Origin of the sequence: Natrinema sp. HArc-T2 (genome assembly GCF_041821085.1) — an archaeon.
Taxonomy (GTDB): Archaea; Halobacteriota; Halobacteria; order Halobacteriales; family Natrialbaceae; genus Natrinema.
On sequence record NZ_JBGUAZ010000003.1, the window covers coordinates 268,680 to 281,171 of the forward strand.

Consider the following 12,492-nt stretch of genomic DNA (forward strand, 5'->3'; position numbering starts at 1 on the left):
GATTGCGGCTGTCATGAGCCGACAAAAACGGCTGTGATACGCAGCGAGCGATTTCGTCAGTTCGACCGGGATGAATTTCTTATTCGGCGGGCAGATCGTCGATCAGGACGACGGCCTCGCCGTTGATCACGGTCGTGTCGTCGTCTTCGTCTCGGACGAGCGTCTCGAGTCGGTACTGGTCGTTCCCGAGGCTCTCGACGACTTCGACGCGCGCGGAGACGCGGTCGCCGATGCCGACGGGGCCGCTGAACTCGAGGTCCTGCGAGAGGTAGATCGTGAGTCCGGGAAGCCGCGCGAGGGCAGCGCTGATGAGCCCGGAAACGAGCGTGCCGTGGACGATGCGTTCGCCAAATCGTGTCTCAGACGCGAACTCGTCGTCGAGGTGGAGCCGGTTCGTGTCGCCGCTGACGGCGGCGAACGCCCGGATATCCTCGTCGGTGAGCGCCTTCTCGAAGGTGACGGTGTCACCGACGCTGATGTGGTCCGAATCGTCGACAGTCCGGTCGAACTGCCAGTCTAAATCGGAGTAGTCGATCGACGGAATCGACGGCGCAATTCGCTCTACCTCTGCGCCGTTGCTCTCCTCGGTCGAGGGCAACATTGCAGAGACAGCAGCACGATTCGCCGCGGTCGCCGTTCGAAGGAATCCTCGCGTCATCGCCGACCACGCGTCGGTCATCGCCGCAAGGTTATCCTCGCCCGCGTTCTGATGGGACATCTATAGACGGCTAAGTGTGGCGGCTATATGACTTCTTTGGCTGTTGCAAGTCTCATTTGTTGACGGAAAATCACAGTAACAGGCACTTAGAGGCGCTCTTCCTGGAAGTCTCTGCTTACAGGGTGGGGATGTTAGATCCACTTATCCACCGCGAGCGCTGTCTTTCACAGGGACGAAATGAATCTGATGGGCCATAGTAACCATCTCTTGCCATTAGATGGTATCTAGTGGAAAGCCTTATTGTGTATGCGACCCAACCAACAGGTGATGACGGACGACTCCGACCGATCGCTCTGGTTCCCGCCTGCGATGTTCACCGAGCAGATGCAGGAAGCAGGCGAGCAGGTCGCTGAATCCCAGCAGGAGATGATGAAACAGTTGCTGCAGGCCACGTCGGCAAACCCGCTCGAGAACACGTCGGCCTTCGGACCGATGAACATGGGCACGGCGACGTTCAAAGCCCGTGTCCAGAGCGGCGGTCGGATCAGCATTCCCGGTCCCGAACGGGAAGCCCTCGACATCGAAGAGGGAGATATCGTCCAGACCATCGTCGTCCCAGTCAAACGCAACCGAGAGGATTAACCATGACACAGAACCCATTCACCGCAGTCTTCGATGCCCAGCGCACCGCACTTGAACAGAGCCAGTCGTTCACCCACGATGCCCTCGATGCACAGCAGACGTCGATCAGCGTCTTTGCCGACGCCATCGAAACGTCGAGCTCGATGGTCGAATCCAACGCCGAACTGACCAAGGGCGCCGTCCACGCCTACTTCGACGCCCTCGAGGCCTCGATGCCCGAGGAGGCAGCCGACTTCGACGAACTCCGCGAACTCGTCGACGAAAGCGTCGACTCGGCCACCGAGGCCCAGGCGCAGTCGATCGACGCGATGCTCGAGGCCCTCGAGGAGTCGGAAGTCGCCTACGAGGAATTCGCCCAGAGCTACACCGAGGTCGTCGACACGTCGTTCGATGCGGCCCTCGAGGCCCACGAGCAGATCGAAGAGAACATGAGCGCCGTCGCAGAGAACGTCGAAGCGGCCACCGACGAGTTCGACGCCTCGGCGTAGACCGTCGACCGGGCCTAGCCTTTTGGTAGTCGATCCCCAATTTTATCACAATGACAGATTCACAGCCCCAGACACAGAACTGGAACGCGTTCGTCGAACAGTGGAACGAACAGTTCCTCGAGGCGCTCGAGGACAACATGGAAGCCCAGGCACAATTCGTCGAGAGTTGGTCGGAAACCGTCGGTGAGGTCAGCGAGGACACCGAACTGTCCGACGGCGTCGAGGGCTATGCCCGCGCCTACGAGACGTGGATGAACGCCTCCCAGCAGATGGTCGAGCGCATGAACGACCAGCTCGAGGGCGAAGACGTCGACGTCGAGGAGTTCCGCGACATCTGGCTCAACACGGCCAACGAGGCGTTCAAAGACGTCATGTCGACGACCGCCTTCGCGAAGATGACCGGCGAGACCGTCGGAGACGTCCTCGAACTTCAGCAACAGGCCGACGAGGCCTCTCAGGAGACGCTCCGGTCGCTCGGCTTTGCGACCGAGGACGACGTCGTCGAGATCGGCGACCGCCTCGTCGAACTCGAGCGCCGTCAGCACGCCGTCGAGGAGAAACTCGACCGCGTCCTCGAGCACCTCGACAACGAGCAATGAAGAACCCGTACGCAACCGCGCTGGAAATGCAGCGACAGGCCTGGGAGGCGACTGCCGACTTAGCCGAGAAGAGCCAGGTCGCCCCCGAGCGTACCGAGACACTCGAGAATGTCGAGGTCGGCCAGACGCCAAGCGAGGTCGTCTACGAGGAGAACAAACTCCGCCTCCTCCACTACGAGCCGAAGACCGAGGAGCAACACGACATTCCGATTCTCGTCGTCTACGCCCTGATCAACAAGCCGTACATCCTCGATCTCCAGCCCGACCGCTCTGTGGTTCAGACGCTGCTCGAGGCCGGTTTCGACGTCTACCTGATCGACTGGGGCGAGCCATCCAAACTGGATCGACAGCTCTCGCTCGACGATTACGTCAACCGATACATCGACAACTGTACCGACGTCGTCCGCGAGCGCTCCGGCGAGGACGCGATCAACATTCTCGGCTACTGTATGGGCGGGACGATGTCGGCGATGTACGCCGCGTTGCACCCCGAAAAGGTCAAGAACCTCTCCCTGATGGCTGCTGGCCTCTGTTTCGCCGGCGACGGTGGCGTCCTCGAACTCTGGGGTGCCGAGGACTACTACGATCCCGAGCGAGTCACCGAGACGTTCGACAACGTCCCAGCGGAGTTCTTGGATATCGGCTTCGCACTGATGGACCCCGTCGCGAACAACGTGACGAAGTACGTCCGATTCTACGACAACGTCGAGGACGAGGACTTCGTCGAGAACTTCGCCCGAATGGAACGCTGGCTCGACGAGGGGATCGACGTCGCCGGCGTCGCCTACGAGGAGTTCATCAGCGACATCTACCAGGAGAACAAACTCTACAACAACGAACTCGAGCTCGGCGGCGAGCACGTCGACATCACCAACATCGACATGCCCGTCCTCCAAATCGTTGCCGAGTACGACCACCTCATCCCGCCAGGAGCTTCCAAACCGTTCAACGAGAAGATCCCGTCCGAGGATACCGAGATCCTCGAGTTCGCGACGGGACACATCGGCATGTCCGTCTCCTCGCGGAGCCACGAGGAGCTTTGGCCGCAGGTCTGTGACTGGTTCGAAGCGCGTTCGAACGGCACGGAGGAACACGCTGAGCCGGAAATAACAGCATCCGAAGCCGAGGGCGTCGCGGGCGACGAGTCGGGAACAGTGGATCTTACCAACGGTGGCTCGAGCGTCGAGACGAGTTCTGATAGCGGTGCCCAGACGGACCTCGACTCCGTGACGAGTCCCGATACGGAGACAGATCTTGACGCAGAGACGAGCGAACTCCACGGTGAGGACCGGTCGGACGAGGAGATCGTCGAGCGCGGCGAAGCGGACGTGCAGGAAGAACCCGCAGAACCCGGCGAAATGAACGTCGACGAGGACGTCGTCGAGGAAGTTACGGACGAGGAACTCGAGTCCGAACCTGACGATTTCACGGAGCTGACCGGTGTCGGCCAGGCGTACGCCGAGGACCTCTCCGAAGCCGGTATCGATACGTTCGACCAACTCGCGGAGGCGGATGTCGCTGACCTCGCCGCCGAGACGGGCATCGCTCCCAGCCGGATCGAGGACTGGGTCGAACAGGCTCAAGAACAATAGGTAGCGACTACGGTCACAGGAGCCGTCAAGCAACGGCGGCTCAAGCAAATTCTCGCTTCGTATCCGATACCGATTCGACCGAACCAGCGACGGTAGTCTGTCGATCTACCATCGGAATCTGAGGCACACGCAAGTGCGTCCACCGCCTCGTCGTAATACTGTTATCACTCTCAGACAACTGACTAATAACACGTCATTATTTATCATCCGAGATTGAACATGTGAACTATGTCTATGGATGGTCGCACCTGTGTGATCACAGGCTCGGCGCGGGGTATCGGTCGCGGTATCGCAGAGTATCTCGGTGAAGAGGGGGCGAACGTTGTCATCAACTACCGATCGTCGGAAGAGGACGCACACGAGGCCGTCGACGCCATCGAATCGGCGGGCGGCTCGGCCGTCGCGGCCCAGGCCGACGTCTCCGACCGCGCGGCTGTCGAGCACATGCGCGAGGTCTGTCACGAGGCCTTCGGTCAGTGTGACGTGCTGGTGAACAATGCTGGCATCACCGCCGACAAGCAGTTCACCGAAATGTCTCGTGAGGAGTGGGACCGCGTGATGGACGTCAACCTCGGTGGGATGTTCAACTGTACTCAGGTGTTCTACGACGACATCTGGAACGCCGAAGAGGGTCGGCTGATCAACATCTCGAGTGTCGTCGGCAAACAGGGGAACTTCGGACAGGCCAACTACGCCGCCGCGAAAAGCGGGATGTTCGGATTTACCCGGACGATCGCCCTCGAGTTCGCTCAGGGCGGGTCGACGGCCAACTGTGTCGCACCCGGTTTCACTGCCACAGACATGGTCACGAGCGTTCCGGACCACGTGCTCGATCGGATCATCGCGGAGATTCCGCTCGAGCGGCTGGCAGAAGTCGAGGACATCGCCGCTGTGGTCCGGTTCCTCGCGAGTGAGGACTCGTCGTACGTGACGGGAGAAGTGATCGACGTCAACGGCGGGATGGACCTGTAGGACGGACTCGAGTGTCACGCAGTCTCGAATCGTCTCTGCTGCTCTGATCGACTGGGTGTGGTCTCTTTCGGTGTTCGAACGCCGTCGCGAGCGGAAACACGGTTCATGTCTCGAACCGGCCAACCGGTACGGAGCGTCTGCAAACGAAGTCGAATCGGTGGCTTACCACACCTGTGCGCTCGGCGTGTGACAGCTGTCACAGATCACCGCCTGGTTTCCCTTGTAGCTGTCCTGCAGAAGGATACCGTTCTCACAGAACGCGCAAGTGTTTCCTTCGAGAGCCTCGAGCACCGGAGAGCCGACAGCGTCGTCCGTTAGTTGCATCTCATTGGTTTCAAATCAGGAGACTATTGTAAATCCTTTTACTGATAGTGGGTAACAGACATACTTCTCGTGGGTTTGGATAGTACACACAGATAGCCGGTAGCGAAGTCGACGGCGGCTGTCACGCAGCCCGTTTCGACGCTACCCACACAGCGGTGTGCAGCTGTACGGTATGAGGCAGGCCACAGGCACGAGCGACGGCTGCAGTATCGTCTCCCCTGCTACGCTCGCTGTTTCTCTTTCGCAAGCACCCGCACGTTTTCGATCCTGGTATCCGGATACTGCCCGTCTTCATCTTTCTCGACGGCTTTGACCATATCCCAGACGACGTTGAGACCGGTCGTGACACCCTCGAGGGCCTCCATCTCACAACCCGTCTTCCCAGTGGTCTCGACGGCAACCCGAAGGTCGATTCGGTCTTCGGTAAGCGAGAAGTCGGTGTCGACGTTCGTGATGGGGATCTGATGGCACATCGGGATCGTCTCCCACGTGTGCTTGACAGCCTGGATCGCGCCGATGCGGGCGGTCGCGAGCACGTCGCCCTTGCCCACCTGATCCGCGCGGATAGCTTCGATCGTCGACGGCTGAAGCCGAATCTCGCCAGCCGCGACCGCGCGACGCTCGCTGTCGGGTTTGTCGCCGACGTCGACCATCTGCACGTCGCCCTCGTCGGTGGTGTGGGTGAGGTCGTCAGCTGTGTGGTCGTCGCCGCTCGAGTCTGCCGCGTCGTCGTTCTCACTCATCTGCCTCACGCCACAGCGCCGCGGGAATCTCGTCGAGCATCTCGGAGGCGAGCACGCCCAGTGCATCGCTGACAGCGAGGCGCTCGCCGGCAACGCCGTTGACGTACGCGCCAGCCGTCGCGGCCTCGAGCGGGTCGGCCTCCTCGAGCAGCGCTGCGACGATTCCAGCTAGAAGGTCACCGGTGCCGCCAACTTTCATTCCGGGCGTCCCTGCTCGGCAGATCCGGGTACGCTCGCCGTCGGTTATTACGTCGTCGACGCCCTTCGCGAGGACGACGTGACCCAGGTCGGCCGCGAAGGCCTCGATCTCGTCGGCTGCGTCACGAAGGGAGTCGGTGTCCGGCCCGCCCATCCGAGCGAGTTCCCGGCGATTGGGTGTACAGACGAGCGTCGCCGCAGTGTCGACCTCTGGGACGACCGACAGCGCGTCGGCGTCGACGACCGCCGGCCCTGTGTACGATTCGAGGAACTGGCGCGTCGCCTCGAGTGTCTCGTCTGCTGTCCCGAGACCGGGGCCGAGGACGACGATGTCGTCGTGGCGTTCGGCCGTCTCGACGAGGTCGTCGGCCTGATCGGGCGAGAGTCGGTCGCGTCCGTAGGGCTGGACGATGAGGTCCTCGGCGTAGCTCTGGATCTCGCCGGCGACGGAGTCGGGCGCAGCGACGAACGAAAGTTCGACGCCGCCTCGCAGCGCCGCCTGTGCGGCGAGTGCCGGCGCGCCGGTGTACGGGCCGCCGCCGATGACGAAGACGCGACCGTCGCGATTCCGGGGCCGGGCGAGAGCGACATCGCCGGGGCCAGCGAACCGTTCTGCGGTAGCTGGGATCCCGATATCAGCGACGGTAATCTCGGCGTCGAGGTCGTCGAGCCCCGGTTTCGTATCGTGGAAGGTAACGACACGGTCGGCCTCGACGCCGTTAGACGCGTGGTCGCCCCCGTCGGCGTCGAACCCGGACGGGACATCGACCGAAACGACGGTCGCGTCGGCTGTATTGATCGCCGCCGCCGCAGTCGCCGCCGGCTCCCGGAGGTCGCCGCTGATTCCCGTACCGAGCATCGCATCGACGATTACGTCCGCTTCGTCGAGGGCGGGGGAGTCGGCTGCGAGGGCGCTCGAGTCGGGCACCTCGCGGATGTCGTAGTCGGCCTGCTGGAGTGCGTCCCAGTTCTCGCGAGCGATGTCGGTGCCGATCAGGTCGGCGCGACCAAGCAACAGCGTCGTGACATCGTACGCGTCGAGGAACCGGACGGCGACGAACGCGTCTCCGCCGTTGTTCCCACGACCAGCGACGACGACGACTCGAGCGCCCGGATCGGCGACCGTTTTTATCTCCCGGGCAATTGCGTGCCCGCTCGACTCCATTAATTGCTTTCGCAGCACGCCTAGCGCCGCAGCGTTCGCGTCGACGGCGGCCATTCGCTCGCCTGTAATCATACACGAGGGTTCGACCGGCCGACCGTTGAAGATTGCGGACGGGACAGCCCGTTCGGCGGCTGTCTCCTATCGTCTATCGAGCGTTGCGTGATACGGACTCCTCTCAGTCAGTGCCGGCACACCCGCGACCCGTCCTGCGGGTGCGCCGGTACCCAGTGATAGCAGACCGTATGACTCGAGGGGGACTGGGTTCCGCGACCAGCACCGTTATTATCAGCTCTTGTGAATGGTTCGGCGTTCAATGGGTGCAATTCGCGTCAACGGACTCCGGAAGTCCTACGGGTCCGTCGAGGCAGTCGCCGGGATGACGTTCACCGTCGAGCGTGGGGAGCTATACGGCTTTCTCGGCCCGAACGGGGCGGGGAAGACGACGACGATCCGAACGCTGACCGGACAGATCCAACCGGATGGGGGAACGGTCCGCGTCCTCGAGACCGATCCGACGACAGAGCCACTCGCAACGCGCCGGCAGGTCGGTATCCTGCCGGAGCAGGGCTCGCCGCCGAGCTTTCTGACGCCGCGTGAGTATCTCGAGTTCGTCGGTGAGGTGCGCGAGCTTTCGGCCGACCGGGTTGCCGAGGGGACGGCGGCGTGGGCCGAGCGGCTGGGATTCGAGAGCAAGCTCGATACGCTGCATACCGATCTCTCTCGCGGGCAACAACAGAAGGTGATGATCACACAGGCGTTCATTCACGAGCCGGACGTGGTCTTCATCGACGAGCCGCTGGCGAACCTCGACCCGCTCGTCCAAGAGCAGGTCAAGCGCTTTCTCGTCTCCTATGCTGCCGGCGACAACGCCGTCTTCGTCTCGACGCACAACATCGACGTCGCCGAGGAGATCTGTTCCCGCGTCGGCATCGTCGCCGACGGTCGGCTCGTCACGGAACGCGCGCTCGCGGGCAAGCGCGACGATGACGAATCGCTCCTCGAAGTCTTCCTCGAGCGCGTCGAGGGAACGGCAGAGCGAGATATGCCGAGTCTCGGCCAGATCGACCGGACGGACACAGATACATGAGCGAGACGGGACTCTCGACGCGACAGTTGCTCGCAGTGCTCTTTCGCGAGGAGTGGCGCATGCACACCCAGCTGTTCGGGGGCTGGCGATTCGCGCTCTTTCCGGTCGTCATCGCCGTCCTTGCGGTGAGCGCGACGGTCGCGCTGCTCGAGACCGGCACCGCGCACGGACCGATCGTCGGCGGCCTCCACGCGCTGGCCGTCGGCTTCGGGCTCTATAGCGGCACCGCGGGTTTCGCGGGATCGGACATGCTCGAGAACGTCTTCGGACGACTGTCCCTGCTGCTCTCGTCGTCGACGACGCTGCCACTTTCGCGGCGGCGGTTGCTCGGTGTCTTCCTCCTGAAGGACGCGCTGTTCTACGGTGTTGCGTTCGTGTTGCCGATGGCGCTTTCGAGCGCGGCCCTGACTGAGCTTTCGGCTGCAACGCCGGTCGTCGTCGGACAGTTCTGGCTGTCGCTCTGTCTCGTCTTCGCCGTCGGGATGGCGACGACCGTCGCGCTGATCGCCGTCCGAACTCGTGGCGTCCCGCCGTGGGCGGTCGGACTGCTGATCGGTTTCGCCGTCGTCGGCACCTGGGCCGCTGGCGGACTCGGCATCGTCCAGTCCGTCCTCGTACCAGTCCGCGGCTCCGCGATCGCCGCGAGCGGGCTAGCCGTCGGCACCGTCGTCGTCGCAGCGGTCTCGCTTGCAGCCTACGATCCGACGTACGGTCGTCCCTCACGGACCACGACCGATCGCTTCGCCCGACTCAGCGAGGCACTGCCCCTCGAGAACGCGCCACTGGTCACGAAGTCGCTGCTCGATCTCGCGCGCTCGTCGGGCGGCGTCTGGAAGCCGTTCGTCTCGGCGTCGATCCTGCTGGCGCTCGTGGCTGCACTCGTCGGCGTCGTCGACTCGATCACCGGCATCGCGCCCGCGCCGGGGATCTTCTTCGGCGGCGTCCTCGGGCTCTCGGCGTTTACGACCTACAACTGGCTGACCCAGTTCGACTCGCTCGAGGCCTATCTTGCCTACCCCGTCTCGATCGCGGACGTCTTCCGGGCGAAGCGGATCGCCTTTATCCTCGTGGGTGCGCCGACGGTCGCCGTGCCCTACCTCGCTGCCGTCGTCTGGTTCGACGCGACACCCCTCGACGCCGTCGTCGGTGCGATCCTGCTGGCTGGCTACGCGCTGTACTACTACGGCCTGACCGTCTACATCGCCGGCTTCGACCCCAACGAGTTCCTTTTCGACGCCGTTCGCTTCGCGACGTTTACCGTCGGCGTCGCCGTCGCGCTCGTGCCGACGCTGGTCGCTGGCTTCGTGGTCGTCCCGCCGTCCGTCGACCTCGCTGTTGCGCTCGGCGTCGGTGGGGTCGTGATGGGTGTCGTTGGGACCGTCCTCTCGAGTCGTGCCGGGCCACGCTGGGACGTGCGCTATCGGGCGGAGTGAGCGGGTGATACCGCCATTACGAGGATGATAGAGAAGTCTTCTGCCGATGTCGATCACAGATCCAGGTGGCGAATTGCCAGACGAGGAGTGGTACAAACAGAGGAGGAGTGGCGCCCACGAGCGGCGATCAAATCAATTTCTCAGGAGTTCTAAATTCTGTACCGTCGGGAGGTTCCAGTTGTAAGTGACCGCAGCTAACCGAGTCAGAACGGTCACTGCCGCACACGCTACAGCAGCCGCACTCCCAGTTGCGCCGATCGTTTCCACGAGCCAGTATGTACTCCCACCAAGGACTGCACAACTGGCATAGAAATCTTCGAAGAGGATGAACGGGGACCGGTCGAGCAGAATATCTGCAAACGCACCACCACCGACGGCGTTGATCATTGCGATAACGACGACACCGAACACTGAGACACCTGCCTCAGTTGCGACGATCGCACCAGTTGTCGTAAAGGCAGCGAGCCCGATCGCGTCCGAAACAAGCGTGATCGGATGCGTCTCCGGAGCGGTGAAGACGACGCTCAGTGCGATCGCCAGCCCAACACCAAGCAGTCCCAGACTGATCTCGATCGGGGATTGAAGTGCTAATGGAACCCGTGTCACGAGAATATCGCGTGTTGCCCCACCTGCGAATGCCATTGCCAACCCAACGATCGTAATGCCAAGCACGTCGAACTCTTCGCGGATCGCCTTCGATGAGCCGACGAGGGCGAACGCGATCAACCCGATCGTGTTCATCACCGCAAATGGATCGCCAAACAGTACTTCAAGGAGTTGCTGACCCATTGCCCGTGCCTACGAGAACGTGTCTCTTGAGTGCTCCGGGACTACGTTTCTCCAGATCCACGGACCGCTCCATGCGAGACCTGCACGACCCGTACAACGAGAGCGGGCTGACCCTCGCGGCGAACCGATAGGACAATACACTCCCCAGCGGGAGTATTGCCAACGCGGATGACACGAACGCTTCTCGTCGCCGGAACTGCAAGCCACGTCGGCAAGTCGACGGTCGCAGCGGGCCTCTGTCGATTGCTCGCCGACCGTGGGGTCGACGTCGCGCCGTACAAGGGCCAGAACATGAGTAACAACGCGCGCGTCGTCGTTCGACCGGATGGTGACGACCAGCGAACTGGTGGCCCTGCCGCGACCACCGACGACCGGTGGGGCGAAATCGGCGTCTCCCAGTTCGTCCAGGCTCGAGCGGCCCGCATGACTCCCACGACCGACTGCAACCCAGTCCTCCTCAAACCCCGCGGCGATGGTGAAAGCCAGCTGGTATTGCAGGGCGAGGCCCACGATCACGTCCCCGCTGGGACCTACTACGATGAGTACTGGGAGCGAGCACGCGAGGCTGCCGAACAGTCATATTGCCGGCTGGCAGCCGATAACGACGTGATCGTCGCCGAAGGCGCGGGCAGCATCGGCGAGATCAACCTCCACGATCGGGACCTCGCAAACGTCGAAACCGCCGAGTTCGCCGATGCCGATATCCTCCTGCTGGTCGACATCGAACGCGGCGGGGCCTTCGCCAGCCTCTACGGAACGATCGAACTCGTGCCCGACGCCCTCCGCGAGCGCATCGTCGGCGCGGTCATCACGAAGTTCCGTGGCGACCCATCCCTGCTCGAGCCCGGCATCGAGGAGATCGAATCCCGAACTGGCGTGCCGATTCTGGGCGTGCTCCCCTACGACGATCCCGGCCTCCCCGAGGAGGACAGCGTCGGCCTCCCCGGTAGCGAGGAACGAGGCGTCGTCGGTGCAGACGACGGCGTTTCTGCCGACCGACGAGTTCGGATCGCCGTGCCCCGGCTTCCGCGGATCTCGAACGCGACCGATCTCGAGGCGCTGGCGGACGAACCTGGCGTCTCGGTGGTCTACGTGCCGGTCGACGGCGACGGGACAGCCGACCCGCTCGAGGGGATAGACGCCGACGCGGTCGTCATCCCGGGCACGAAGAACACGGTCGACGACCTGCTGGCGCTCCACGAGGCCGGCTTCGCCGACGCGCTCGCGGCCTTCGACGGCCCGGTCGTCGGGGTCTGTGGTGGCTACCAGATGCTCGGCGAGCGGATCACCAACGCCGCGCTCGAGGGGACAGGCACGGACGATGTCGTCGACGGGCTTGGGCTGCTGCCGGTCGAAACCCGGTTCGAGGGGGACAAACGCCTCGAGCAGACGTCGGTGCCCGTCGACGGCTCGGCGTCGCCGCTGCTGTCGGGAGCAGACGGGTCTGCATCGGGCTATGAGATCCACGCGGGCCGGACGCAGGCACTCGAGGATGTCCGTCGGCCACTCGGCGACTCGAGTGCGGCCACGGGGCAGGTGCTCGGAACCTATCTGCACGGCCTGTTCGACAACGAATCGGTTCGGATGGCGTTTCTCGAGTCTGTCGCGGCGACGGCGGGGGTCGACTGGCCGCCGCAGGCGGAGACGGACGCGTCACCGTCGACGGACTCGGACGCGACAGAGGCTGGATCGACGCCGTACGATCGTGCGGCACGACTCGTCAGCGAACACGTCGATCTGGCGGCGCTTGGCGACCCGTTCGGCGAGTAAGAAAAGAGACGGCAAGACCAACAGCAGAGACG

At 63.1% G+C, this 12,492-nt stretch carries 13 protein-coding genes; 8 read left to right on the forward strand and 5 right to left on the reverse strand.

From position 1 onward, the window contains the following. Positions 1 to 79: 79 nt before the first annotated feature. Positions 80 to 718 carry a MaoC family dehydratase gene (locus tag ACERI1_RS08980; protein ID WP_373617777.1) on the reverse strand — a complete coding sequence of 213 codons (639 nt, stop codon included), beginning with the start codon at positions 716 to 718 and terminating at the stop codon, positions 80 to 82. Between the two features lie 267 nt (positions 719 to 985). Here ACERI1_RS08980 and ACERI1_RS08985 point away from each other — a divergent pair, with 267 nt between their 5' ends. The 5 genes from ACERI1_RS08985 to ACERI1_RS09005 all read left to right on the forward strand — a co-directional run bounded on the left by ACERI1_RS08985 (position 986) and on the right by ACERI1_RS09005 (position 4,951). Then, on the forward strand, positions 986 to 1,300 hold the full coding sequence (locus tag ACERI1_RS08985) for an AbrB/MazE/SpoVT family DNA-binding domain-containing protein (RefSeq protein WP_373617779.1): 315 nt from the start codon (positions 986 to 988) through the stop codon (positions 1,298 to 1,300). 2 nt (positions 1,301 to 1,302) lie between these two features. Continuing rightward, positions 1,303 to 1,788, forward strand: coding sequence for a hypothetical protein (locus ACERI1_RS08990; RefSeq protein ID WP_373617780.1), 486 nt, complete (start codon positions 1,303 to 1,305; stop codon positions 1,786 to 1,788). A 50-nt stretch (positions 1,789 to 1,838) separates the two neighbouring features. Further along, entirely contained in the window at positions 1,839 to 2,387 is a 549-nt protein-coding gene (locus ACERI1_RS08995) for a poly(R)-hydroxyalkanoic acid synthase subunit PhaE (RefSeq protein WP_373617781.1), read from the forward strand. Continuing rightward, positions 2,384 to 3,979, forward strand: coding sequence for a class III poly(R)-hydroxyalkanoic acid synthase subunit PhaC (gene phaC / locus ACERI1_RS09000; RefSeq protein ID WP_373617782.1), 1,596 nt, complete (start codon positions 2,384 to 2,386; stop codon positions 3,977 to 3,979). Before ACERI1_RS08995 ends, phaC begins: the two co-directional genes overlap by 4 nt. A gap of 228 nt (positions 3,980 to 4,207) precedes the next feature. Then, positions 4,208 to 4,951 (forward strand): beta-ketoacyl-ACP reductase, encoded by a 744-nt coding sequence (locus ACERI1_RS09005; RefSeq protein WP_373617783.1) that lies wholly within the window; start codon positions 4,208 to 4,210, stop codon positions 4,949 to 4,951. 162 nt (positions 4,952 to 5,113) lie between these two features. Here ACERI1_RS09005 and ACERI1_RS09010 read toward each other — a convergent pair whose 3' ends face one another. From ACERI1_RS09010 to ACERI1_RS09020, 3 genes are all read right to left on the reverse strand, one after another. Further along, a complete protein-coding gene (locus ACERI1_RS09010) occupies positions 5,114 to 5,275 on the reverse strand; it encodes an HVO_A0556 family zinc finger protein (RefSeq protein ID WP_373617784.1) in 162 nt (53 codons plus the stop codon). A 221-nt stretch (positions 5,276 to 5,496) separates the two neighbouring features. Beyond that, complete coding sequence (gene moaC / locus ACERI1_RS09015) at positions 5,497 to 6,018, reverse strand: cyclic pyranopterin monophosphate synthase MoaC (RefSeq protein ID WP_373617785.1); 522 nt, start codon at positions 6,016 to 6,018, stop codon at positions 5,497 to 5,499. Then, positions 6,011 to 7,453 (reverse strand): NAD(P)H-hydrate dehydratase, encoded by a 1,443-nt coding sequence (locus ACERI1_RS09020; RefSeq protein WP_373617786.1) that lies wholly within the window; start codon positions 7,451 to 7,453, stop codon positions 6,011 to 6,013. The genes moaC and ACERI1_RS09020 overlap by 8 nt, the downstream gene beginning before the upstream one ends. 241 nt (positions 7,454 to 7,694) lie before the next feature. Here ACERI1_RS09020 and ACERI1_RS09025 point away from each other — a divergent pair, with 241 nt between their 5' ends. Together ACERI1_RS09025 and ACERI1_RS09030 are read left to right on the forward strand one after the other, a co-directional pair. Next, entirely contained in the window at positions 7,695 to 8,468 is a 774-nt protein-coding gene (locus ACERI1_RS09025) for an ABC transporter ATP-binding protein (RefSeq protein WP_373617787.1), read from the forward strand. Further along, the gene (locus tag ACERI1_RS09030; protein ID WP_373617788.1) at positions 8,465 to 9,901 is read left to right on the forward strand and encodes a hypothetical protein; all 1,437 of its coding nucleotides are present in this window, start codon (positions 8,465 to 8,467) and stop codon (positions 9,899 to 9,901) included. The genes ACERI1_RS09025 and ACERI1_RS09030 overlap by 4 nt, the downstream gene beginning before the upstream one ends. Before the next feature lie 132 nt (positions 9,902 to 10,033). Here the strand turns inward: ACERI1_RS09030 and ACERI1_RS09035 are convergent, their stop codons facing one another. Next, a complete protein-coding gene (locus ACERI1_RS09035; protein WP_373617789.1) occupies positions 10,034 to 10,690 on the reverse strand; it encodes a trimeric intracellular cation channel family protein in 657 nt (218 codons plus the stop codon). 168 nt (positions 10,691 to 10,858) lie between these two features. Between ACERI1_RS09035 and ACERI1_RS09040 the strand changes: the two genes are divergently transcribed. Further along, positions 10,859 to 12,460, forward strand: a complete 1,602-nt coding sequence (locus ACERI1_RS09040) for a cobyric acid synthase (protein ID WP_373617790.1) — start codon at positions 10,859 to 10,861, stop codon at positions 12,458 to 12,460. The last annotated feature ends 32 nt before the right edge of the window (positions 12,461 to 12,492 follow it).